We start from the raw sequence: 22,059 nt of genomic DNA, 5'->3' as shown, positions 1-22,059 counted from the left end.
GCGGCGGAGCCGCAGGTCGGCGCCGCCCCCGCGCTCGGGGGCCGGACACCGTGCCCCCGGGTTCAGGATCTGCCGCGCGCCTGGGTCAGTGCCGCTCCCGCCAGGACGATCGCCGCGCCCACCGGGGTCGACCAGCTCAGCGGCTCGCCGAGGATCGCGACGCCCGCGGCCGTCGCGATGACCGGGATGAAGTAGGTGACCATCTGGGCCGTCGTGGGGCCGACCTCCGCGACCAGGCCGTACTGGATCAGCAGGGCGAGGCCCGTGCCGAGCGCGCCCAGGGCGGCCGTCGCGAGCAGCGGGACCAGCGGGAAGTGGCTCGGGAAGGAGGTGAACAGCGGGGTGACCACGGCCAGTTGGAGCGTGGCCAGCAGGAGCTGCCCGCCGGTCATCGACAGGGCCGAGGAACCGGTGTCCGCCAGGGTGCGGCGGAGGTAGATCCATCCGATCGGGTAGCTGAGCGAGGCCAGCAGGGCCAGGGCCGTGCCCCGGGCGTCCAGGCCGTGGAAGCCCTGCCAGGCGCCCAGGACCGTCAGGACGCCCAGGAAGCCGAGGCCCAGACCCGCGACGCGCAGCCGGGTCGGACGGTCCTCCGACAGCGCCACCAGGGACAGGGCCATGCCCCACAGGGGCGAGGTCGCGTTGCAGATCCCGGCCAGGGTCGAGGGAATGGTCAGCTCGGCGTAGGCGAAGAGGGAGAAGGGCAGGGCGTTGAGAAGGAACGCCGCCACCGTCAGATGCGCCCAGGTGCGGGCCCCGCGCGGCAGCCGCTCGCGCTTCACCACCATCGCGACCGCCAGGACCGCCGTACCGAACAGCAGCCTGCCCAGGGTGACCTGGAAGGGTGCGTAGCCGTCGGTGCCCACCTTGATGAGCAGGAAGCTGAAGCCCCAGATCAGCGACAGCACGCCGAAGCGCAGTCGCCAGTCGAGAGTGCGGCGGGGGCGGGCGGGGGCTTGCGGGGAGGTCCGGGCGGGGGCGGTGACAGCAGTCATGAGCGTAACGATGCTGGACGTCGTCCCGTCACACAATCGAGAATATTCGAGCGATACCTCGTAGCATCGCTTACATGTTGAACCTGGAGCGCCTGCGCACCCTCGACGCCCTGGCCCGGCACGGGTCGGTCAGTGGCGCCGCCACGGGCCTGCACATCACCACCTCGGCCGTCTCGCAGCAGATGGCCAAGCTGGAACGGGAGGTCGGGCAGCGGCTCCTCGCCAAGCAGGGGCGAGGCGTACGGCTCACGGACGCGGGGCGGCTGCTCGCCGACCACGCGTCCCGGATCCTTTCGCAGGTCGAGCTCGCCCAGTCCGATCTGGAGGCCCAGCGCGGACAGGTGGTGGGGGAGCTGCGGCTCTCCGCGTTCCCGACCGCGGCACGCGGGCTGTTCCCCGTCGCGCTCGCCGAGCTGCGCAAGGCGCACCCGGGGCTGCGCCTGCGCTCGTGCGAACTGGAACCGGAGCGGGGCGTCGCCGGGGTGGTCCGCGGTGACCTCGACCTGGCCGTCGTCCTGGACTGGTACAACAAGCCGATGCCGGTGCCGGACGGCCTGGTCAAGGCGCCCATCCTGGACGATCCCGCCGATGTCGCGATGCCGGCCGGGCACCCCCTCGCGGACCGGGACGAGGTGGATCTGGGGGAGTTCGCCGAGGACGAGTGGATCACCTGGGGCGAGGGCGAGTTCTGTCACGAGTGGCTGATGTTCACGCTGCGCTCACGGGGCGTCGAGCCGATCGTCGGTCACCGGGCGGCCGAGACGCACACCCAACTCGGGCTGGTGGCCGCCGGACTGGGCGTCTGCATCGCGCCGCTGCTCGGACGTCACCCGGTGCCCGAAGGCGTCGTGACGGTCCCCCTGCGGCAGCGGGTGCGCCGGCATGTGTACGTGCTCTGGCGGGCGGACGCCGACCGCCGCCCGTCGATCCGGGCGGCGGTCGCGGCACTCAAGGCCGCGGGGAAGGCCGTGGGCTGAACGGCCCTATACACCGCCCAGCTTGCGGAAGTCCCAGGACACGATCTTCGTCGGCGTCAGCCGCACCCACGCGTGCCGGCCGTCGTGCGGCATCGCGTCCAGGCCGAAGTTCTTGCGCGCGAACAGCGTCTCCACGGCGTCGAGTTCGGCGCACAGCTCCCCGGTGCGCGGGCTCTCGCCCACGAACTCCACGACGCCGGACAGCTCGACGCCCCGCAGCGCGTCGTACTCCTCGCCCGTGTCGATCACGATCGCAACCCGCGGATCGCGGTTCAGGTCCGCCCAGCGCTTGCTGCGCACGACCGAGTACAGCCACAACGCGGTGCCGTCCCAGAGAAACCACAGGGCGCTGACATGCGGGGCGCCGTCGGTGGACACGGTCGCGACCCGGCAGGTGCGCTGGAGGGTGAGGAACGCGTCCAGTTCACCCGGCGACATCATGATCTTCCGGCCCCGGCGCTGAGTGACGGTCATCCGGCCCCCTCATTCTTTTCTTGTGGGTACGTGCCGCTCTCCTGAAATCCCGTCAGGAAAGCATGGGTCTTCTTCCTTCTGCGCGCAATGGCGGTTACTGTCGCCCGCTCCACACCGACGCCAGGGGGAGTCATGCCGTCGTACGAACAGCTCAGCGCCCTCCTCGACCCTGCCGGCACCGTCCTGATCACGGTGGAGTGCCAGCAGGGCGTCGTCGGGCCCGGTGCCGCGCTGCCCCAGCTCGCCCGTGCGGCACGGGAGTCGGGGGCCCTCGACAACGTCGCCCGGCTGGTCGCCGCCGCTCACGCGAGCCGCGTCCAGGTCGTGCACGCCGTCGCCGAGCGCCGCCCCGACGGCCGGGGCGCCAACCGCAACGCCCGGCTGTTCCGCGCGGCCGAGCGCCTTCCCGTCCAGCAGCTCACCGGCACCGACGCGACCAGCCTGGCGCCCCCGATCGAGGTCGCCGAGCAGGACCTGGTCGTGCGGCGGCTGCACGGGCTGTCGCCGATCCAGGGCACCGATGTCGACGCCCTGCTGCGCAACCTGGGCTGCCGCACCCTGGTGGTGACCGGGGTCTCGGCCAACGTGGCGATCCCGAACACCGTCTTCGACGCCGTCAACCGCGGCTACACGGCCGTCGTGCCGTCGGACGCGATCGCCGGGGTGCCTGCCGACTACACCCCCGCGATGATCCGCCACACCCTCGCATTGGTCGCTACGGTCACGACCACGGACGAGGTGCTGGCCTGCCTCCGGCGGCCGGCCGTCAGGCCAGCGTGATCGATGCGCCGCTGACGGTGATCGCCACCTCGGGCAGCGGTTTCTGCGCGGGTCCGCTCTTCACGCTGCCGTCCGTGATCGAGAAGTTGCTGTTGTGACAGGGGCAGTTGATCACGCCGTCGGTGATGCTCTTCACCGCGCAGCCCTGGTGGGTGCAGACGGCGGAGAACGCCTTGTACGTGCCCGCCGTCGGCTGGGTGACGACCACCTTCTCGGAGTCGAAGACCTTGCCACCGCCCTCGGGTATGTCGGCGGTCGTGGTGAGCGCGGCGCCGGCCGCGGCGTTGTCCCCGCCCCCCGTGCCGCCGGTGCTCACGGCCTCGGTGGACCCGGTGGAACCCGACGTGCCGGCCGAGGCGGACGAGCTCGACGAGTCGTCGTCGGAGCCTCCGCACGCGGTCAGCGCGACGGAGAGCCCCGCGGCTCCGGCGGCTGCCACGACGGTACGGCGGGCAGGCCCCGACGCGGACTTGATCGATGCGCTGGTCATGCTGGAGGTTCCCTTCCAGGGGGTGCGTGGATCTGCCGAGAGGTACGAGCCGCGGGCGCCGCTCGTTCAGCGCCCCCGCCAAGTCCGGACAGTGTCGAGATATTGACCCGTTCGAGATGAGTGCGGCGTAAGCCAGAGCTGTCGCGGAGCTGTCGGCCCCGCATCGCCCCAGGCCCAGTAGCCTGGGGCGATGCTCAAGGAAGTCACCGCGACCCGCTTCGTCACCCCCCTGCGTGAGGGCGGCTCCTTGCCGGGACTCGTCGAGGCCGACGACTTCGGTCTGTACGTCCTGAAGTTCACCGGTGCCGGGCAGGGCCGCAAGACGCTCGTCGCCGAGGTCGTCTGCGGCGAACTCGCCCGCAGGCTCGGCTTCCGGGTGCCCCGCCTGGTGACCGTGGAGCTCGACATGGTGCTGGGGCTCGGCGAACCCGACCAGCAGGTACAGGAGTTGCTGAAGTCCAGCGGCGGCACCAACCTCGGCATGGACTTCCTCTCCGGCGCCCTCGGCTTCGACCCGCTCGCCTTCCCGGTGACCTCCGAGGAGGCCGGCCGCATCGTCTGGTTCGACGCGCTGGTGAACAACGTCGACCGGTCCTGGCGCAACCCCAACCTGCTGATGCGCCGCGGCGACCTGTGGCTCATCGACCACGGCGCCACCATGATCTGGCAGCACAACTGGCCCACCGCCGAGACCTCCGCGGCCCGCCCCTACGACGCCTCCGACCACGCGCTCACCCCGTTCGGACCGGACGTCGCGGCCGCGGCGGCGGAGCTCGCGCCGCTGGTCACCGCCGACCTCCTCGCCGAGGTCACCGCCGAGATCCCCGACGTCTGGCTGACGGACGAGCCCGGCTTCGACACCCCGGACGCGCTCCGCCGGGCCTACGCGGCCCCCCTGCTCGCCCGCGCCGCCGTCATCCACGACCGCATCAAGGGGACCAAGTGAACGAGCGCCACATCATCCGGCCGGGCCAGGGCGGCGACCGGGACGTCTTCGAGTACGCCCTGCTGCGCGTCGTACCGCGCGTCGAGCGCGGCGAGTGCATCAACGCGGGCGTGCTGGTGTACTGCCGCGGCCAGGACTACGTGGGGGCCCGCACCCACCTCGACGAGGCGAGGCTGCTGGCGCTGGACCCGGACGCGGACGTGACCGGGGTGCGGGCCGCCCTGCGGGCGGTCGAGGGCGTGTGCACGGGCGGCGCGTCGGCCGGCCAGGCGGCGCACGACGACGCCGGACGGCGCTTCCGCTGGCTGATCGCGCCCCGTTCGACGATCGTCCAGCCGGGCCCGGTCCACACGGGGCTCACCACCGATCCCGCGGCCGAGACGGAGCGGCTGCTGGAACTGCTGGTGAGGTAATGGATCACACCCGCGCCGTGTGGCGTTGACACCGGGTGCCAGGGCTTCTAGCGTCACGTCTGCCGAAGGTACTAAGCGGTCGCTCACCACTCGGGCGCATCCAGATTTTCTCAAGGGCGAGGAGAACCAGCAATGTCCACCACTGAGCAGCGGGTCGCCGTGGTCACGGGCGCGGCGCGCGGCATCGGAGCCGCCACCGCCGTACGGCTGGCCGCGGAAGGCCGTGCGGTCGCGGTCGTCGACCTCGACGAGGCCGCCTGCAAGGACACCGTCGAGAAGATCACCGCGGCGGGCGGCAAGGCCATCGCGGTCGGCGCCGACGTCTCCGACGAGGCCCAGGTCGAGGCGGCGATCGCACGTATCGCCGAGGAGCTCGGCGCGCCGACGATCCTCGTCAACAACGCGGGCGTGCTCCGCGACAACCTGCTGTTCAAGATGAGCGTCGCCGACTGGGACACCGTCCTGGGCGTGCACCTGCGCGGTTCCTTCCTGATGACCAAGGCCGTCCAGAAGCACATGGTCGACGCCGGCTTCGGCCGGGTCGTCAACCTGTCGTCCTCCTCGGCGCTCGGCAACCGCGGCCAGGCCAACTACTCCGCCGCCAAGGCCGGTCTCCAGGGCTTCACCAAGACCCTCGCCATCGAGCTCGGCAAGTTCGGCATCACCGCCAACGCCGTCGCCCCCGGCTTCATCGCCACCGACATGACCGCCGCGACCGCCGCCCGGGTCGGCATGGGCTTCGAGGAGTTCAAGGCCGCGGCCGCCACCCAGATCCCGGTCGCGCGCGTCGGCGAGCCCGACGACATCGCCAACGCCATCGCCTTCTTCACGAACGAGGCCGCCGGCTTCGTCTCCGGTCAGGTGCTGTACGTCGCCGGCGGACCGCTCGACTAAAGGCCATCAGGGAGCACTAGGGATCACTGGGGATCACGAACATGACTGAACTGCCCGCACTCTCCGGCAAGGTCGCCCTCGTCACGGGCGCCAGCCGCGGCATCGGCTACGGCGTCGCCGAGGCACTCATCGCCCGCGGCGACCGGGTCTGCATCACCGGCCGCAACGAGGACGCGCTCAAGGAGGCCGTCGAGCAGCTCGGCGCCGACCGGGTCATCGGCGTCGCCGGCAAGGCGCACGACCTGGCGCACCAGGCCGCTGCCGTCGAGCGCACCATGGAGGCCTTCGGCCGCCTCGACTTCCTGGTCAACAACGCCGGCACGAACCCGGTGTTCGGGCCGATCGCCGACCTCGACCTGGACGTGGCCCGCAAGGTCTTCGAGACCAACGTGGTCTCCGCGCTGGGCTTCGCGCAGCGGACCTGGCACGCCTGGCAGAAGGACAACGGCGGCGCGATCGTCAACATCGCCTCCGTCGCGGGACTCTCCGCCTCGCCCTTCATCGGCGCGTACGGCATCAGCAAGGCCGCGATGATCAACCTGACCCAGCAGCTGGCGCACGAGTTCGCGCCGCGTGTGCGGGTCAACTCGATCGCCCCGGCCGTGGTGAAGACGAAGTTCGCCCAGGCCCTGTACGAGGGCCGCGAGGAGGAGGCGGCCGCCGCCTACCCGCTCGCCCGGCTCGGCGTGCCCTCCGACATCGGCGGCACCGCCGCGTTCCTGACCTCGGAGCAGTCGGACTGGATCACCGGCCAGACGCTCGTCGTCGACGGCGGAATCTTCCTCAACGCCGGCGTGGGCTGATCCCGGCGTGGCGTGAATTCGACACCGACACGGGCGCCGTTTCTTGACGGAAACGGCGCCCGTGTCGTCGTTCCGGCGTCGCACGGGCGATGACAACGTAGTCACCCCGAAGTGATCAAGAATGCTTCAAGGGTGCGGGTTCACGGCGTGCGGGGCTGCGGTATGGTCTGCCAACCCTTGGCATGGCAGATCGAGGAGCGTGCGCGTGTTCAACCGGAACCGATCCTTGCAGCAGATGGCGGCGATCGTGTCCATATCCCTGGTGGCCGGATGCAGCCTCCTGGGGGAGGAGAGCTCCGACGATGCCGGACCGATCGTCGTGGGCACCACCAGTGCTCCCAGCACGCTCGATCCCGCCGCCGCCTGGGACGGCTCCTGGGAGCTGTTCCGCAACATCTACCAAACGTTGCTGAGCTACCCCAACGGAGCGACGAGTCCCCAGCCGGACGCCGCCAAGTCCTGCGATTTCACGGACAGCTCGAACCGCACGTACAAGTGCGAGCTGCGCGACGGCCTCAAGTTCTCCAACGGCGACACGCTGGACGCGAAGGCCGTGAAGTACTCGATCGACCGGATCAGGACGATCAACGCCGACACCGGCCCCAACGGACTCCTGGGCAGCCTGGACAGCGTCGATACGAAGGGCGACCAGGTGGTGCTCTTCCGGCTCAACAAGGCCGACGCCACCTTCCCCTTCGTGCTCGCCACCCCCGGCATGTCCATCGTCGACCCCGACGACTACTCCGCGAAGGCCCTGCGCAAGGACGACGGCATCGTCGGTTCCGGACCGTACCGGCTCCAGTCCTACGAAGAGGGCAAGCAGGCCGTACTGGTACGGAACGACAACTACAAGGGCTTCGCCGACCGCAAGAACGACGCGGTGACCATCCGCTACTTCCAGGACTCCGGCGAGATGGTCAAGGCCCTGCGCGGCAAGGACATCGACATCACCTACCAGGGTCTCGCCGCCGACGACATCGTCGACCTGGACGGCAAGAGCGCCGCCAACGAGGGCCTCCAGCTCATCGAGGGCGCCGGCAGCAACATCAACTACCTGGTGTTCAACCCCAAGGACCCGTGGTCCGACAAGGTCGCCGTGCGCCGGGCCGTGGCCCAGGTCGTGGACCGGGCCGCGATCGCCCACGAGGTCTACAAGGACACGGTCGAGCCGCTGTACTCCATGGTCCCGTCCGGCCTGACCGGCCACACCACCGGCTTCTTCGACTCCTTCGGTGACCCCGACAAGGCCAAGGCGCGCAAGATCCTCACCGAGGCGGGGATCACCGAGACCGTCCCGCTCACCCTCTGGTACACCACCGACCGCTACGGCTCCGACACCGCCCTGGAGTTCAAGGAGATCAAGAGGCAGCTCGACGCCTCGGGCCTGTTCTCGGTCAAGCTGAAGAGCCGCCCCTGGAACACCTACGTGGTCGGCTACCAGAAGGGCGAGTACCCGGTGTTCGGGCGCGGCTGGGCCCCGGACTTCCCCGACGCGGACAACTTCATCGCCCCCTTCGTCGGCGATCAGAACGCGCTCGGCACGCCCTACCCGGCGAAGGAGATCACACAGGTGCTGCTGCCCCGCTCCCGCGGGGAGAGCGACCGCGCCAACGTGGTGCAGGACTTCGAGGAGGCCCAGCAGATCCTCGTCGACGACGCCCGGCTGCTGCCGCTGTGGCAGGGCAAGCAGTACCTGGCCTCGTCCGAGGACGTCTCGGGCGGCGAGCGGTCCCTGGACCCGTCGACGATCATGATGATGTGGGAGCTGACGCGGAAGACCAGCTGGTAGGCGGTCGGTGGGCCGGTCCGCAGGGCCGGTCCGTGGGGCCGGTCCGTGAGGCCGGTTGTCAGTGGTCGCCTGTAGGTTCTGTGTTCTGCAAGTGACCGCACGACGCAAGGACGTTGACGTGACCGACATCGCCATGCTGCCCGAGTCCTGGCGCGGGGTTCTGGGCGACGAGCTCCAGCAGCCCTACTTCAAGGAGCTGACGGAGTTCGTCGAGGAGGAGCGGGCGGCGGGTCCCGTCTACCCCCCACGCGAGGAGGTCTTCGCCGCGCTCGACGCGACGCCGTACGAGCGGGTGAAGGTGCTCGTCCTCGGCCAGGACCCGTACCACGGCGAGGGCCAGGGGCACGGCCTGTGCTTCTCGGTGCGGCCGGGAGTGAAGATCCCGCCGTCCCTGCGGAACATCTACAAGGAGCTGCACGCGGAGCTGGACACGCCGATCCCGGACAACGGCTACCTGATGCCGTGGGCGCAGCAGGGCGTCCTGCTGCTCAACGCGGTCCTCACGGTCCGCTCCGGCGAGGCGAACTCGCACAAGGGCAAGGGCTGGGAGAAGTTCACGGACGCGGTGATCCGCGCGGTGGCCGACCGGCCCGACCCGGCCGTCTTCGTCCTGTGGGGCAACTACGCGCAGAAGAAGCTCCCGCTCATCGACGAGACCCGGCACATCGTGGTCAAGGGCGCCCACCCCTCGCCGCTGTCGGCGAAGAAGTTCTTCGGTTCCCGCCCGTTCACGCAGATCAACGAGGCGGTGGCACAGCAGGGCCACGAGCCGATCGACTGGACGATCCCGAACCTGGCCGACCAGGTCTGACCCGACTCCACCTGCCCCAGCCCGACCCAGTCCGACCTGAGGCGCCTTCAGTCTGCCTCCTGCTGCCTGCCGCCGGGCCGGTTCCTCCGCGGACCGGCACGGTGCCGCCTGACCGGGATTGCGGATGCCTGCGGCTAGCGTCGTCGCAACGACGCAAGGAGGCCGCGGTGGCGGAGCGACAGGGGCAGACGGTGCCGGACGCCCTGCTGACGCGGATCGGGCAGGTCGTGATGCTGCACCACGGGGGAGATCGCGAGGAGGCCCGGCGCCGACTCCTCGACCTGTGGACGGAGCTCGGCGAGGACGGCGCCCCGCTGCACCGCTGCACCCTCGCCCACTACCTGGCCGACACCCACGACGACCCCTCGGACGAGCTGGCGTGGGACCTGCGGGCGCTGACGGCGGCGGAGGAGCACGCCGGCTCGGTCGAGATGCGGGCGCTCTATCCGTCGCTGCACCTCAACCTGGCGGCGGACTACGTCAAACTCGGCCGCGCCGAGGCCGCCCGTACCCACGTACGCAGGGCCCGTACGGCGGCCGTGGCACTGAGGGAAGACAGCTACGGGGACGGCGTACGGGCGGCGATCAGCCGGATGGAACTGAGACTGGGGGAGGGCGAAGGCGAAGGCGAGTGGGAAGGGCGGGGCGAGTGGGAGCGGGAGTGGTGAGACCGGCGGGGTGGTCGCCCTCCGACGCCCCCGGCCCGTGACGCCTCACCGCCCGTAGGCCTGCTCGCAGATCGCCGCCTCCGGGCTGTCGCCCTGCCATCCGCCGTACGTCCTGCCGAGCGCGCACACGTCGGTGTTCCGGCGCACCTCCTCCTCCACGTCCGGGATCTCCACGCGCGGCAGCGCGTGCCGCCGGGCCTGCGGGTGGGGCGGCCGGGTGTGCGGACGGGAACGGGACGAGGGCGGCTGTCCGGCGCCGCCGGCCCCCGGCACCGCCGCCGTCCGCCGCCGCTGCGTCGGCGCCGTCGGCGCATCCGGTTCCGGCTTCCGGGACGGCCCGACCATCTCCAGCGCCTCACGGGCCGGAGCCTGCACGACCTGCACCTCGGCCCGCCCCTCCGGCCGCGGCACGGACGGCCGGGACGGTGCCAGGACGGGGCCGGGGACGGCCGGGCGCTGGACGGTCACGCATCCCGCGAGGGCCGAGACGGCCACGGTGACCAGGAGCGTTGCGGTAGTCGTCGTCGTTCGATGCACCCGCGCAACTCTGCTGGTTCCGCCCACCCGAGCAACAGCGCAGAAGCGGAGGTTGCCCCGCACGGGTGATCTCGCACCCCGTACGAGGGAGCGGGCCCGCCCGCGCTGACGTCACTCGCCGATGACACCTTCACTGGACGGAGCCGCCGTACCTGCCCTTGAGCAGCGCCCCCGGAATCCCTTGCACCGCCTCCGGGCCGGGTGTCCGCGCGCATCGCGGACCGGCGGACGGCGGCCGGGGAAGGGCCCCGTATGCTGCCGTACACGGTAGGCCGGGCAGTGGGCCGGGCAGCGTGGGACAGGTAGCGAGGGAGCGCCCGTGAAGGTCGGCTGCATCGGACTCGGCGACATCGCGCAGAAGGCGTATCTGCCGGTGCTCGGCGCGCTGCTCGGGGTCGAGCTCCACCTCCAGACCCGCACGCCGGCCACCCTCGACCGGGTCGCCGACAGCCTCCGCCTGCCGCGCGAGCAGCGCCACCACGACCTCGACGCGCTCCTCGCCGCCGGCCTCGACGCGGCCTTCGTGCACGCCCCCACCGCCGCCCACCCCGAGATCGTCTCCCGGCTGCTGGAGGCGGGCGTCCCGACGTACGTGGACAAGCCCCTCGCGTACGAACTCGCCGACTCCGAGCGGCTCGTCACGCTCGCCGAGGCGCGGAACGTGTCCCTCGCCGTCGGCTTCAACCGGCGCCTCGCGCCCGGCTACGCCCAGTGCGCCGACCACCCGCGCGAGCTGATCCTCATGCAGAAGAACCGCGTCGGGCTGCCCGAGGAACCGCGCACGATGATCCTCGACGACTTCATCCACGTCGTCGACACGCTGCGTTTCCTGGCGCCGGGCCCGGTCGACGACGTGACCGTGCGCGCCCGCGTCGAGGACGGCCTGCTGCACCACGTCGTCCTCCAGCTCGCCGGGCCCGGCTTCACCGCGCTCGGTGTGATGAACCGGCTCAGCGGGTCCAACGAGGAGATCCTCGAGGTGTCGGGGCAGGACACCAAGCGCCAGGTCGTCAACCTCGCCGAGGTGATCGATCACAAGGGGCAGCCGACCGTGCGGCGGCGCGGCGACTGGGTGCCGGTGGCCCGGCAGCGCGGCATCGAGCAGGCGGTCCTCGCCTTCCTGGACGCCGTGCGGGCGGGCAAGGTGCTCAGCGCCAGGGACGCGCTGGCGACTCATGAGCTGTGCGAGCGGGTGGTACGAGCGGTGCGGGAGCGGTCCGCCGCGGCCTGACCGTCCGCGCCCCCTCCGTGAGCGCGAGGACCAGCAGCACCAGCAGGGCCCCATGGACAGGCCAGTCGCCGTAGCGGACGTACGGGGTGACGCCGTCGGCGAGCGGGACGTCGTAGACGGCCGTCGTGCTCGCCTCCGTGCCCAGCCGCGAGCCGACCCGCCGGCCACTCGCGTCGTACACGGCCGAGACGCCGGTGAGCGTCGAATGGACGAACGGCCGCCCGGTCTCCGCGGCGCGCAGCGCGCCCAGCGAGGCATGCTGCGCGGGCGCCCAGCTCTGCTGGAAGGAGGAGGTCGACGACTGCGCGACCAGCACGTCCGCGCCGTCCCCTGCGAGGTGCCGACTCATGTCGGGGAACGCCGTCTCGAAGCACACCATCGGCCCGATGCGCAGCCCGTGCCCGGCTTCCATCACGACCTGCTCGGTGCCGCGCCGCCGGTCCTCGCCTGCCGCCTTGCCGACGGAGGTGGCCCAGCCGAGCAGGGAACGGGCCGGTATGTACTCGCCGAACGGCACCAGCCGCATTTTGTCGTACCGGTCGCCGGTCGGGCCTTCGGCCCCGATGAGCATCGAGCTCTTGTAGATGCCGGGCCGGTCGGAGCGGCGGGCGTCGACGTTGACGAGGATGTCGGCGCCGGTGACGCGCGACAACTCCGCCAGGCGCCGGGCCAGGTCGGGCCGGTCGTCGAGGTCGTAGCCGACGCTGCTCTCGCCCCAGACGATCAGGTCCACGTCCTGCCCGACCAACCGCCGGGTCAGCTGCTCCTCGCGGTCGAAGCGGCTGTCGGGGCCGTCGATCACCCCCGGCTGCACGACGGCGATCCGGGCCTGCCCGTCGGCGTCGGGACGCGGCGCCCACATCCACGCGGCCGAGGCCGTGGCGGCGGTGGCGACGAGACCGGCGACGGCCGGCGCCCGGGACGCCGGCACGGAGACCAGCACGGCGGCCGACACGTTGACCGCCACCACCAGGAAGCTGAGCAGCCACACGCCGCCGACGGAGGCGAGCCGCAACGCGGGCTCCACCTGCCACTGGCTGGCCCCGAGCATGCCCCACGGCCCGCCGAGCCCCTGCCAGGAGCGCACGAGCTCGATCGCCAGCCAGGCCGAGGGCAGGACCAGCAGCGCGGCGAACACCCGTCCGCGGCTGGGGATCACGTCCGCGGTGAGAAACCGGCGGACCAGCCACGCCCACGGAGCCCACAGGGCGCCCAGCAGCGCGGCGATGACCAGGGTGAACACATGCAGGCTCGGCAGCAGCCAGTGGTGCATGGCCAGCATGAACCCGAACCCGCCGCTCCATCCGTCGTACGCGGCCCGCCTTCCCGTCGGCGCGGAGCGGGCGAGCAGGATCCACGGGACGAGCGCGAGGTAGGCCCACCACCACAGGGCCGGCGCGGGGAACGCGAGCACGGGCAGCGCGCCCGCGAGAGCCGCGACGGCCGTACGCCGCCAGGGGTAGGTGAGCCAGTGTCCGAACGTCTTCATACGGCACCTCCCTACCCGCTCGGGGGTGCCTCCAGTGTGCGCGCCCGGGACGATCTCCGACAGGGGGCTCTTTTCGGCCCAGGGATCTTGAAGCGCGCTGCCGCTCCTGCTGTGTATTTATTTCTTTGTTTCTCTATCTCCTTCTCCTTCTCCTTCTGCCTCGGCCTCTGCCGCCGCTTCCGGCTCAGCCGGGCAGGCGCCGCCACTTCTCCTGGACGACGACCTCACGCACCCGCCAACCGTTGTCCGTCCGCAGCAGACCGAAGGAGTACCTGCCGCCACAGACGAAGTCCGGCGCACCGGCCGCCGAGTCGTCGTGGTCGGCGGCCAGCCGCATCGGGTTGACGTAGTCGGCCTGGACCCGGGCCGTGTCGCCCGTGTCCTGCTCCAGGACCCCGAAGCGCACCCGGCGGTTGACGATGAGGTGCTGCCGCATCGCGAACACCCGCATGTTCTCCGCCAGCCATGAGGCGACGTTCCCGGCGTCCCCCTCGATACCACCGGCCGAGCGGTAGTCCGCCCGCCCGTCCGACGTGAACAGTTCCCGGTACGCCGTCCAGTCTCCGTCGTCGACCGCCACCGCGTAGTCGGTGACCAAACCGTCGACGGCCAACCGGTCCATCACGGCGGCGAGCTCCACACGCTGCGTCATGGCCCGAGTGTTGGGCATGGGGGCTGCTCAGCCAAGGTCTGTGCGGGGATCGATCCGGTAATTCGGTGGCCGCGTGGACGCAGCGGCGGTCAGGCTGCTGCCGTGAACGCCCCGAACAACAACGAGAACCCGAACAACAACGAGAACCCGAACGTGCCGAGCACAGGGACTGCGCTGAGCGCCTCGAACGACCGCCCCGTCGAGCAGGAACCCAAGTTCCGCATCCGCGCGACCCACTCCGAGTCCACGATCACCGTCTACCAGGCGTACCACCCGAGGATCGGCAACGCAGCAGCCCGCAACGGCCGCTTTCCTTCGACGTGGAGCCGCGAACGCATGACGTGGATCATCAAGCCGCGTGATGAATTGGACGAAGAAGGAAGCTCTGGTCGAGCAGCCGGACTGTGAGTCGGAGCTCTCCGCGTACCAGCAGGCGATGCGGAAAAGGCTCCTCGCGGCCCCCGTACTACCAGCGCCCGAGCCCTGGCAGCACATCGCCTACGTCGCTGTCGGCGGACTACTCGGGATCGGTTTCGCGTCGCATCCGGACACCGGAGACGACTTGGTGATGGTCGTCTCGCACGACGGTCACGGTCTCTTCGACGCCGTCACGGGAGAGAAGATCGCCCGGGACCGCGACCCCGCCCCCGAGGACAGCACCCCTGACGCTGACGCCGATCTGTCGTGCTCTGGCTTGGGACCCGTCGCCGGAAGCAGAGTGCGCATCGCCGGGCTCTTCGGGGGTGGCCTGCACACCTCCACCGCGGGCGGCTGGGCTCTGGAGGTCGTTGCCCCGGCCTGGCCCAATGAGCGTGTCCTGCTCTCCCGTGGCAGCGGACTGCCTCACTCCGGTCCGTACGGTGAGCAGTGGTGGCACATCTTCCACTCCAACTACTCCGAGCTCCGAGCCGTCGGCTTCTCGCCCTCCGGGCAGACCCTTGCCGTAGCGACGAGCAGTGATCTGTCCCTGTGGACTCGCCGGACCGGCCACAGCCGCAGTGGTGCTGAAGCCTGACCGAACCGGGCTCGACTCGTCGCGAGCGTCGCCGTCCCAGAGCCCTTCATGTCACGGCCTCAATGGCAGGGGAAGGTACCGACCCAGGCTGCTCTGCTCCACGTCGAGGCTGTCTCGTGGCGCACCTGCGCAGGGCCTTGCGTCCTGGCCGGCGGCCGCCGTTCGGATCACCCGAGGCGATCCTTCAGGTGATCGGCGGACACCCCATGAGCCAGACGGCCGTCGCAGGGGTACGACGTCTCAGCAGAGGACCGAACCCAGATGGCGTGAGGAGCTTGGGGATGTACGCAGCAGTCCGACGGTACGAAGGGGTGACCGATTCGGCCGAGGCGGCACGTCTCGTGAACGAGGGGTTCGTGCCGCTCATGCGCCAGGTCTCCGGCTTCGTGGCCTACTACTGGATCGATACCGGGGAGGGAGTGATGGTCTCCACCAGCGTCTTCCAGGACCAGGCCGGTGCCGAAGAATCGATCTCGAGGGCTGCGGACTTCGTGCGGGACAACCTGGCGTCACTGCTTCCCAACCCTCCCCAGGTCATGGCCGGCGAGGTGGTGGCTTCCGCATGACAGCCTTCGGACCAGCCACGTGAGATGGTCTCCAAGGCTGTACCGGCCTGCCGTGCCCGCATCGTCGCCCTCCTCAGCGTTGGTCCCTCGAGGTGCCATCGGCAGCAAGGAGGTCTGTGGACGCGGCTTGACATGGATCATCAAGGCGCGTTCACAGACCTCAGGGACACGCGCCTGCCCTCTGGCCTGCATCAATCCTCGAACGCGTTGAGGGTCTCTCCAGTCCGGTACGCCGACTACTGCTCGCCGTGACAGGCGGGGTTGGTCGTGGCTCGGAGCGTGGGGGTGCGGCTACGCACCGCGGCCTCGATCTGCTGCGGCACGGAGAACTCTGGAGTGCAGTCAGGACATGTTGCTCGGCCATGGAGATGGGTCAAGTGCTCGGCGACCGTCGACTGCCCGGCTTCTACGGCCATGGCATACAGTCGAGCCCCCAGCGGTGGTAGGTCGGCAGGCACCGTGGGATGGATCCCGGTGAGGGGCGGACCCTGGTCGCCGATGAATCGCACACGCTCATTCGGGTCCAGGCGACGAGTGCAGGGCGGCTGCGCATAGAGGTCGATCTTCAGGTGCTGCGAGCAGGCCGGGCATTGCACCTCGTAGGAGTTACGAAGCAGGCAGCACCGCCATACCGGTACCCCCTCGAAGGCCAACAGGTCCTCCAGCGCGTAGAGATAGTCCTCCTCATCTCCCTCGAACGGCTCTGCCCGCAGGCCCTGAAGAGTCAGCCCGTGCAACTCGGCCACCGCGTCCGGGTAGTGCGTCTGAACGTAGCCCGGCTCGTGAACCTGCTGCTCTGCGGAGACGATACGACCAGCGAGCAGCAGCGCCAGCCGGCGATCACCGGGGATACGGTCCGCGGCGATGTCGGCCAGAGCGGGCAGGGCCGCGAAGCTGGCCGTGTAGACCGAACCCTGGTGGTAGAGAGCAGACGCAAGTTCCTCCCAAGCCTCGTCAGCCAGCTCGGGATCACCCACCTGCTCAAGGAGCTGCGGCAGATCGGCTGCAGAGCCATATGCGTGCTCGAAACGAGACCAGTCCATTGGCATGCACGCAATCATCCCAGGACCCTTCGAGCCTGCACCCCCGACTCCAGTGAGATGGTGTCGCACTTTGAGGACTGTGAACGCCGCTTGACATGGATCAAGCCGTCGTTCCTGTGGATGATGTACCGCTGCGGCTGGGGTCTGAAGGAGGGTCAGGAGACTGTCCTCGCGGTGGAGATCAGCCGGGAGGGCTTCGAGTGGGCTCTGCGGCACGCGTGTCTGTCGCACTACGTGCCGGACCTGCACGGTGATCAGGCCCGGTGGAAGCGGCAGTTGAAGCGGGCGCCGGCACGCGTGCAGTGGGATCCGGAGCGGGATCTGCACCTCGATCCCCTGCCCCACCGCTCCCTCCAGCTGGGGCTCGCGGGGGAGGCGACCGTGCGGTACGCGGACGAGTGGATCGTCGGCATCGAGGATGTGACTCCGCTGGCGAGGGAGGTCCACGGGCATGTGCGGGCCGGTGAACTGGGGCGGGCATCCGCGTTGTTGCCCGCGGAGCAGCCGTATCCGGTAGCCGAGGATGTGCTCACCCATCTGGCGACAGGTTCACGGGCCGAGCTTCCGGTGACCGGTACCGGTCGGGAAAGCGGCCGCTGACTCACCTGCTCTGCCGCGCAGCCGGCAGCGAGGCGTCCGCCACGGTGAGGAACAACATGGGGTGCGGCACGCTGGAGACCGGCTCCCGCAACGGCTTGCGCTCACCGGAGGGGGCACCACACTGCGTGACTCCGGGCACGAGGATGGCGTCCTGCCAGGTGGTTTAGAGGATCAGGTACCGGAACCTGCGCAGGTCGGGGACGGTGGCTACATCGGGCCGGGCGGTTTCCCACCTGCCTTTGCGGAGCGCATGAGGCGACCGCGTATGAGAAAATCGGCGGCCAGCTCGCCGAGCCAGAAGGGTCGCTTGCCGTGTCGGACGTCGCGCCGCATCCGGTTCATCTCGGCAAGGTGGTGGAGGGACTCGCGGAGAACCCCGCGCTACCGCCCGAGTTCATCCGCCGCCTCTTCGCCTACCGCAACGGCCTTGGCAGCGTTGCCAAGCGCCCGGACCTCACCGACGACATGATCGCCGAGATCATCGCCGTCGACGACCACTGGCTCGTGTACTCGCTCGCGCTCAACCGCAGCCTCCCGCATGCCTTTCGGATGACTCTCGCCGAGCACCCGGATCCGGCGATACGCGCGGCCGTAGTGGTCGGCGCGGACGACGCCCCACGAGAGCTGTTCGAGCGGCTGCTCAGCGACCCCGACCTGCGGGTGCGCGAGCGACTGGCGGAACGCGATCACATGCCGACGGATCTGCGCGCCAGGCTGGTGGCCGACCCGGACCCCAAGGTCCGGGCGACGCTTGCCCAATGGTGGACACAGGCCCCGGAACCTGCGCGTCGGCTCCTACTGACGGATGCCGAGGACGCGGTGCGCGCGGGAGCCTGCGCGACCTACTACCGGCGGCTTCCCCATCCGGTTCCGCCTGCCGACCTGCTCCCGGAGCTGCTGGCCGACCCGGTCACGCGCGCCGGGGCGGTGCGTCACTGCACTCTGGATGCCGACACGGCCCGTTGGCTGGCCGACGACCCGGACGAGGAGGTGCGCAAGGAACTCGCGGAGCACCCCGACCTCCTGCCGACGCTGCGCGACATGCTTGCCGAGGACCCCAACCCGCGGGTCACGCTCCGCATCTTCGCCCGTCAGGACACCCCTGAGTCGACCCGCGCCACGATCCACGCACAGATCTTGTCCACCGTGCCCCTGGTGGACTGGCACACCGATCTCCAGGTGCTGGACGACAACGCCCTTGAAGGGCAGTTCATGAGCGAGCTGGCGCGCGAGGAGCTCCGGACATTGCGTCTGCCATGGGTGACGGTTGACCCCTTGCCGTACGTGGACTCGCCCTACGCCTGCTTCCGCGCCTCCGCCGCGCTGTCCGACTTCCTCCCTGCTCCGGCCGTGGCCCGGCTACTCGACGACGAGGAGAGCAGCGTCCGCACGACGATGGCTCTGCATGCCCGCGGCCGGATCGACCCCGCCACCGCCGAACGCATCGATCGCAGCTACCGTCCGGAGAAAAGGACCCGGTGGCGTCCCGCCGATGACTTCCCCCTCCCGACCGACGTCCTTCGGCGTTTGGCCACAGATCCCGACCCGAGGATGCGGCGGCTGGCCCCGCGCGACCTCAACCTGCCGGTGGAACTCGTCCGTCGCCTGGCCGCCGATCCCGATCACACGGTGCGTCGCGCGATCGTGACCCATCCCCGGCTTCCCACCCGCGACCTGACGCAGCTGTTGGACGACTCATCGGAATCGGTCGCTACCGCCGCAGCAGGCAATCCCAACCTGCCGCCCCGACATATGCACCGCATCCTCACCTTGGCAGGCTTGTGACGCCGGCGTGCGCGCTGACTGTCAGTGGCGAGGCCACCGCAACGATCAGCTGTCAGCCTGTGGACTTGCCGTGATGCTGGAAGCCGACTCTCCAGCGGGCGCGGTCCGACGAGCAACTTCAGGCGCCACTCGGCCGAAGGACCACCGTCGAAAGGTCTGCGAGCAAGGCTTGACGTGGATCAAGCCCAGCTTCTTGTGGATGATGTACCGCTGTGGTGGGGCTTGAAGGAGGGTCAGGAGACCGTTCTGGCCGTGGAGATCACCCGCGAGGGATTCGAGTGGGCGCTGCGGCACGCGTGTCTCTCGCACTACGTGCCGGAACTGCATGCCGACCAGGCCGAGTGGAAGCGGCAGTTGAAGCAGGCTCCGGCACGGGTGCAGTGGGATCCGGAGCGGGACCTGCACTTCGACGCCCTTCCGTACCGGTCTTTCAGCTGGGGCTCGCGGGCGAGGCGACCGTGCGGTACGCCGACGAGTGGATCGTCGGGATCGAGGACGTGACGCCGCTGGTGAGAGAAGTACACGCGCAGGTGCGGGCCGGTGAACTCGGCCGCGCGACCGCGCTGTTGCCGGAGGAGCGGCCGTATCCGGTGGGGGAGGAGGAGCTGGCCCACCTGCGGCGTTAGCTCACCGCTCACCCTCATCACCGTGTTCTTCTGGTCACCGGCGAATCGGCAGGCGGCGCACGGTTGAGTCGGGCGGCTCCGGCGCGGATTGCGGCGTACGCCAACGGGAGCGCCAGACGATCCGGGCCTCAACGGGGTCGCGGGGGTGCTTCCTCGGTCGCTTGACTGTTGCCTTTTCGTGATGGTCCGGGCCAGGTTCGATCACATTGCGGGCCCAGTCTGAACCACCGCGGCCTCCTGAGGCCTGTTCTGGTGGGCAGGCCTTCGCGCCGTACACGTGTACTCGATCTTTGGGAGCAACCATGCGACGACTCGGAACCACACTGACAGCTCTCATGCTGGCGGGAGCCGGGATCGCAGGAACGGTGGGGACGGCGCAGGCCGACACCGGCGCGTCGGCAGTGTGTGAGACCGGGTGGGGGAGCCTCGAGAAGCGCGTGTCGCCGACGGAGGACTACAAGCCCCCGCTGGCGAACATCAGGACCGCTCAGCACGAGTGTTTCGACCGCATGGTCCTCGACTTCAAGGGTTCGGCGGCCGGACCGATCGGCTACCGCGTCAAGTACGTCGACAAGCTGACCACGCCCGGTACGGGGGAGATCCCCGTCGACGGCGGGGCGATCCTCCAGATCTCCGTGGGCCCGAACTACGACCCGTCGACCGGCTCGCAGTCCTACCCGGGGCAGCACGGGCAACCGCTGCCCGGAGTGGACATCACGGGCTACCAGACGTTCAAGGACACTCGCTACGCCGATGCCCTTGAGGATGATGTGCTGATCGGGGTCGGCGTGCGTGCGCGGCTGCCGTTCCGGGTGACGCAGTTGGATGATCGCGTGGTCATCGACGTCGCACACTCCTGGAACGCCACCTCCTGAGCCACGACCCGTGCCTGTGCCGCACCCCCTGAGGGACGGGCGCCGAAGGGCGTGCGGCGCGCGCCCTGACCCAAAGAGTTGCGAACCGACCATAACGACGCGAACGCGGTCATACCAATAGAGGAACCGACTTTCTGAACCGGCCCGAGCCCACCGCGGCCGTCGGTGGGCTCGTATCGTCCGTGCAGCTGGTGTCCGCTACTTCCCGAATGCCTGGCGGAGCTCATCGACGATCTCGTCCGAGGCCCCGTTCGCACCGCACACCGGGACGACGCCGTTCTCGGCGGCCACGATGTAGCGCTCACCTTCCGAGAACGTCAGCGCCTCCGGCCGGCTCGCATCGCTGTCGAGCACCACCGTCTCCGTGTCGCCGCCCTTCAACCAGTGGTCGACGCGGAAGGTGACCGTGGAACCCTTGATGGAGGTGACCGTTCCCACGAAGAGGGTCGGGTACCCACGCAGGGTGTCGGGGCTGGGTGTCACACACTTCTGGCTGCCGAAGCCGCTGTGGGTGGTGAGTGTCAGTGGGCCGGTCGAGGCCGAGTGCCCGTTGTCGTTGTTCGCCATGACTCCTCCGGCGATGCCGCCGCCGAGCAGAAGCAGACCGGCAGCCGCCGCGAGTCCGAGGAACTGGCGGCGGCTCCGTCGCGCAGCGGTCTTCACGGGGACCGTATTGCCGGTCTGGAACGCGGTGTCGGTGGTCAAGATGTCCTCCACAAGTCGGTCGATGTCGGGCGGCGGAGCATGTGGGGTCAGCGCCGGGTCCGCGGACTTCAGCCGGGCCAGCAACTCGTCGTCATTCACTGACCGCTCCTTCCTTCATCTCTCTTGTGTCCGGACGGTTCGTCCTGCTTTCGCCTCAGTTGTTCGGCGAGTTTCTTTTTCGCCCGGTGCAGCCGGATGCTCACGGCGTTGGACGTCAGCCCGGTCGCCTCCGCGATCTGCCGGAGCGCCAGCCCCTCCCACGCCCACAGCCGCACCACCTCACGGTCCAGCGCCCCGAGGGCGGCGAGCGCGGCGTGCAGATCGCTGTGGTCGGCGACCCCGGCCGGCTGCTGCTCCTGCGTCCGGATCAACCGCTCCACCAGCCGGAGCCGGCGCCCGTCGGCACGCCGGGCATTCGCCAGGCAGCCCCGCGCCACCCCGTAGCACCACGGCAGCACGTCATCGGGGTCGGGCAGAGAAGCCGGCGCCGACCCCAGGCCGGGGATGTCGTCAATACGGCGCCACAGCACCAGCATCGCCTCCGCCAGGATGTCGTCGACCATGTCGGCGCTCGTCCGTCGCAGCAGATACCGGTGCAACGGTTCCACCACCACGTGCGCCAGTCTTTCGAAGCGCGCCCGCTGCCTCTGGCGCGACTCCTCTTCCGTCATGGATTCCACAACCCCGTCCTGTCCGGCACTGGCCGGATCCTTTCAGGCGTGGGCGTACGGACACTGATGGTCGTTTCCCGCGATGGTCACGGCCTCTTCGACGCCGTCACGGAGGAGAAGATTGCCCGGGACCGCGACCCCGATCCGGACGAGCACTCCCGACGCATCCCCCGACCTGTCATGCCCTGGGAGCAACGACAGCATCGCTCAACGCTGACCAACTC

Annotated in this window: 24 protein-coding genes and 2 pseudogenes; 17 read left to right on the top strand and 9 right to left on the bottom strand. The window is 69.9% G+C overall.

Features of this window, described 5'->3' with window-relative positions; all coding sequences use genetic code 11:
- Positions 1-62: 62 nt before the first annotated feature.
- Positions 63-995, bottom strand: coding sequence for a DMT family transporter (locus G9272_RS08585; RefSeq protein ID WP_171395989.1), 933 nt, complete (start codon positions 993-995; stop codon positions 63-65).
- A gap of 74 nt (positions 996-1,069) precedes the next feature.
- Here G9272_RS08585 and G9272_RS08580 point away from each other — a divergent pair, with 74 nt between their 5' ends.
- On the top strand, positions 1,070-1,972 hold the full coding sequence (locus tag G9272_RS08580) for a LysR family transcriptional regulator (protein ID WP_171395988.1): 903 nt from the start codon (positions 1,070-1,072) through the stop codon (positions 1,970-1,972).
- A 6-nt stretch (positions 1,973-1,978) separates the two neighbouring features.
- Here G9272_RS08580 and G9272_RS08575 read toward each other — a convergent pair whose 3' ends face one another.
- Complete coding sequence (locus G9272_RS08575; protein WP_171395987.1) at positions 1,979-2,446, bottom strand: pyridoxamine 5'-phosphate oxidase family protein; 468 nt, start codon at positions 2,444-2,446, stop codon at positions 1,979-1,981.
- Positions 2,447-2,578: 132 nt separating this feature from the next.
- Between G9272_RS08575 and G9272_RS08570 the strand changes: the two genes are divergently transcribed.
- The gene (locus tag G9272_RS08570; protein WP_171395986.1) at positions 2,579-3,226 is read left to right on the top strand and encodes a cysteine hydrolase; all 648 of its coding nucleotides are present in this window, start codon (positions 2,579-2,581) and stop codon (positions 3,224-3,226) included.
- Here G9272_RS08570 and G9272_RS08565 read toward each other — a convergent pair.
- Complete coding sequence (locus tag G9272_RS08565) at positions 3,213-3,716, bottom strand: Rieske (2Fe-2S) protein (protein WP_171395985.1); 504 nt, start codon at positions 3,714-3,716, stop codon at positions 3,213-3,215. The genes G9272_RS08570 and G9272_RS08565 overlap by 14 nt on opposite strands.
- A 190-nt stretch (positions 3,717-3,906) precedes the next feature.
- Here G9272_RS08565 and G9272_RS08560 point away from each other — a divergent pair, with 190 nt between their 5' ends.
- The 7 genes from G9272_RS08560 to G9272_RS08530 all read left to right on the top strand — a co-directional run bounded on the left by G9272_RS08560 (position 3,907) and on the right by G9272_RS08530 (position 10,040).
- Entirely contained in the window at positions 3,907-4,662 is a 756-nt protein-coding gene (locus G9272_RS08560; RefSeq protein WP_171395984.1) for a HipA family kinase, read from the top strand.
- Positions 4,659-5,075 carry a DUF3037 domain-containing protein gene (locus G9272_RS08555; RefSeq protein ID WP_171395983.1) on the top strand — a complete coding sequence of 139 codons (417 nt, stop codon included), beginning with the start codon at positions 4,659-4,661 and terminating at the stop codon, positions 5,073-5,075. Before G9272_RS08560 ends, G9272_RS08555 begins: the two co-directional genes overlap by 4 nt.
- 132 nt (positions 5,076-5,207) lie before the next feature.
- Positions 5,208-5,969, top strand: coding sequence for a 3-oxoacyl-ACP reductase FabG (gene fabG / locus G9272_RS08550; RefSeq protein ID WP_171395982.1), 762 nt, complete (start codon positions 5,208-5,210; stop codon positions 5,967-5,969).
- Positions 5,970-6,010: 41 nt separating this feature from the next.
- The gene (locus G9272_RS08545) at positions 6,011-6,772 is read left to right on the top strand and encodes an SDR family oxidoreductase (RefSeq protein ID WP_171395981.1); all 762 of its coding nucleotides are present in this window, start codon (positions 6,011-6,013) and stop codon (positions 6,770-6,772) included.
- A 205-nt stretch (positions 6,773-6,977) separates the two neighbouring features.
- A complete protein-coding gene (locus G9272_RS08540) occupies positions 6,978-8,561 on the top strand; it encodes an ABC transporter substrate-binding protein (protein WP_171395980.1) in 1,584 nt (527 codons plus the stop codon).
- Between the two features lie 118 nt (positions 8,562-8,679).
- Entirely contained in the window at positions 8,680-9,372 is a 693-nt protein-coding gene (ung, locus tag G9272_RS08535) for a uracil-DNA glycosylase (protein WP_171395979.1), read from the top strand.
- A 167-nt stretch (positions 9,373-9,539) separates the two neighbouring features.
- Complete coding sequence (locus tag G9272_RS08530) at positions 9,540-10,040, top strand: hypothetical protein (protein WP_171395978.1); 501 nt, start codon at positions 9,540-9,542, stop codon at positions 10,038-10,040.
- A 45-nt stretch (positions 10,041-10,085) separates the two neighbouring features.
- Here the strand turns inward: G9272_RS08530 and G9272_RS08525 are convergent, their stop codons facing one another.
- Positions 10,086-10,577, bottom strand: coding sequence for a hypothetical protein (locus tag G9272_RS08525; protein ID WP_253267758.1), 492 nt, complete (start codon positions 10,575-10,577; stop codon positions 10,086-10,088).
- Positions 10,578-10,896: 319 nt separating this feature from the next.
- On the opposite strand from G9272_RS08525, the gene G9272_RS08520 reads away from it, so the two are divergent.
- On the top strand, positions 10,897-11,808 hold the full coding sequence (locus G9272_RS08520) for a Gfo/Idh/MocA family protein (protein ID WP_171395977.1): 912 nt from the start codon (positions 10,897-10,899) through the stop codon (positions 11,806-11,808).
- Here the strand turns inward: G9272_RS08520 and lnt are convergent.
- Together lnt and G9272_RS08510 are read right to left on the bottom strand one after the other, a co-directional pair.
- A complete protein-coding gene (gene lnt, locus G9272_RS08515; RefSeq protein ID WP_171395976.1) occupies positions 11,726-13,297 on the bottom strand; it encodes an apolipoprotein N-acyltransferase in 1,572 nt (523 codons plus the stop codon). The genes G9272_RS08520 and lnt overlap by 83 nt on opposite strands.
- Before the next feature lie 184 nt (positions 13,298-13,481).
- Complete coding sequence (locus tag G9272_RS08510; RefSeq protein WP_171395975.1) at positions 13,482-13,949, bottom strand: nuclear transport factor 2 family protein; 468 nt, start codon at positions 13,947-13,949, stop codon at positions 13,482-13,484.
- Between the two features lie 102 nt (positions 13,950-14,051).
- On the opposite strand from G9272_RS08510, the gene G9272_RS46400 reads away from it, so the two are divergent.
- The 3 genes from G9272_RS46400 (at position 14,052) to G9272_RS08495 (ending at position 15,530) form a co-directional block, all read left to right on the top strand.
- Positions 14,052-14,357, top strand: a complete 306-nt coding sequence (locus G9272_RS46400; RefSeq protein WP_437184263.1) for a DUF4291 family protein — start codon at positions 14,052-14,054, stop codon at positions 14,355-14,357.
- A complete protein-coding gene (locus G9272_RS08500; RefSeq protein WP_171401909.1) occupies positions 14,311-14,964 on the top strand; it encodes a hypothetical protein in 654 nt (217 codons plus the stop codon). The genes G9272_RS46400 and G9272_RS08500 overlap by 47 nt, the downstream gene beginning before the upstream one ends.
- A 281-nt stretch (positions 14,965-15,245) precedes the next feature.
- Positions 15,246-15,530 carry a hypothetical protein gene (locus G9272_RS08495; RefSeq protein ID WP_171395974.1) on the top strand — a complete coding sequence of 95 codons (285 nt, stop codon included), beginning with the start codon at positions 15,246-15,248 and terminating at the stop codon, positions 15,528-15,530.
- Positions 15,531-15,766: 236 nt separating this feature from the next.
- Here G9272_RS08495 and G9272_RS08490 read toward each other — a convergent pair whose 3' ends face one another.
- Positions 15,767-16,579, bottom strand: coding sequence for a hypothetical protein (locus tag G9272_RS08490; RefSeq protein ID WP_171395973.1), 813 nt, complete (start codon positions 16,577-16,579; stop codon positions 15,767-15,769).
- Positions 16,580-16,660: 81 nt separating this feature from the next.
- Between G9272_RS08490 and G9272_RS08485 the strand changes: the two are divergent.
- From G9272_RS08485 to G9272_RS08470, 4 genes and pseudogenes are all read left to right on the top strand, one after another.
- Positions 16,661-17,173, top strand: a pseudogene (locus G9272_RS08485) (DUF4291 domain-containing protein); the annotation flags it as partial.
- Positions 17,174-17,485: 312 nt separating this feature from the next.
- Positions 17,486-18,958: a hypothetical protein gene (locus G9272_RS08480; protein WP_171395971.1), complete on the top strand. Its 1,473-nt coding sequence runs from the start codon at positions 17,486-17,488 to the stop codon at positions 18,956-18,958.
- Positions 18,959-19,031: 73 nt separating this feature from the next.
- Positions 19,032-19,584: pseudogene (locus tag G9272_RS08475) on the top strand (DUF4291 domain-containing protein).
- Between the two features lie 302 nt (positions 19,585-19,886).
- Positions 19,887-20,459, top strand: a complete 573-nt coding sequence (locus G9272_RS08470) for an AMIN-like domain-containing (lipo)protein (protein ID WP_171395970.1) — start codon at positions 19,887-19,889, stop codon at positions 20,457-20,459.
- A gap of 198 nt (positions 20,460-20,657) precedes the next feature.
- On the opposite strand, the gene G9272_RS08465 is transcribed toward G9272_RS08470, so the two are convergent.
- Complete coding sequence (locus G9272_RS08465; protein ID WP_171395969.1) at positions 20,658-21,263, bottom strand: twin-arginine translocation signal domain-containing protein; 606 nt, start codon at positions 21,261-21,263, stop codon at positions 20,658-20,660.
- On the bottom strand, positions 21,260-21,835 hold the full coding sequence (locus G9272_RS08460) for an RNA polymerase sigma factor (protein ID WP_253267757.1): 576 nt from the start codon (positions 21,833-21,835) through the stop codon (positions 21,260-21,262). The genes G9272_RS08465 and G9272_RS08460 overlap by 4 nt, the downstream gene beginning before the upstream one ends.
- Positions 21,836-22,059: the final 224 nt, after the last annotated feature.

This window comes from Streptomyces asoensis (assembly GCF_013085465.1).
GTDB classification, from domain to species: Bacteria; Actinomycetota; Actinomycetes; order Streptomycetales; family Streptomycetaceae; genus Streptomyces; species Streptomyces cacaoi_A.
Note: the sequence above shows the minus strand (reverse complement) of the source record. Positions and strands in the feature narration are given on the sequence as shown.

Coding starts and splice junctions, on each gene's coding strand:
- G9272_RS08495 (WP_171395974.1), top strand. CDS start 15,246: ATGTACGCAGCAGTCCGACGGTACGAAGGGGTGACCGATTCGGCCGAG.
- G9272_RS08545 (WP_171395981.1), top strand. CDS start 6,011: ATGACTGAACTGCCCGCACTCTCCGGCAAGGTCGCCCTCGTCACGGGC.
- lnt (WP_171395976.1), bottom strand. CDS start 13,297: ATGAAGACGTTCGGACACTGGCTCACCTACCCCTGGCGGCGTACGGCC.
- G9272_RS08470 (WP_171395970.1), top strand. CDS start 19,887: ATGCGACGACTCGGAACCACACTGACAGCTCTCATGCTGGCGGGAGCC.
- fabG (WP_171395982.1), top strand. CDS start 5,208: ATGTCCACCACTGAGCAGCGGGTCGCCGTGGTCACGGGCGCGGCGCGC.
- G9272_RS08510 (WP_171395975.1), bottom strand. CDS start 13,949: ATGACGCAGCGTGTGGAGCTCGCCGCCGTGATGGACCGGTTGGCCGTC.
- G9272_RS08580 (WP_171395988.1), top strand. CDS start 1,070: ATGTTGAACCTGGAGCGCCTGCGCACCCTCGACGCCCTGGCCCGGCAC.
- G9272_RS08575 (WP_171395987.1), bottom strand. CDS start 2,446: ATGACCGTCACTCAGCGCCGGGGCCGGAAGATCATGATGTCGCCGGGT.
- G9272_RS08460 (WP_253267757.1), bottom strand. CDS start 21,835: ATGACGGAAGAGGAGTCGCGCCAGAGGCAGCGGGCGCGCTTCGAAAGA.
- G9272_RS08585 (WP_171395989.1), bottom strand. CDS start 995: ATGACTGCTGTCACCGCCCCCGCCCGGACCTCCCCGCAAGCCCCCGCC.
- G9272_RS08500 (WP_171401909.1), top strand. CDS start 14,311: ATGAATTGGACGAAGAAGGAAGCTCTGGTCGAGCAGCCGGACTGTGAG.
- G9272_RS08560 (WP_171395984.1), top strand. CDS start 3,907: ATGCTCAAGGAAGTCACCGCGACCCGCTTCGTCACCCCCCTGCGTGAG.
- G9272_RS08490 (WP_171395973.1), bottom strand. CDS start 16,579: ATGCCAATGGACTGGTCTCGTTTCGAGCACGCATATGGCTCTGCAGCC.
- G9272_RS08565 (WP_171395985.1), bottom strand. CDS start 3,716: ATGACCAGCGCATCGATCAAGTCCGCGTCGGGGCCTGCCCGCCGTACC.
- G9272_RS08570 (WP_171395986.1), top strand. CDS start 2,579: ATGCCGTCGTACGAACAGCTCAGCGCCCTCCTCGACCCTGCCGGCACC.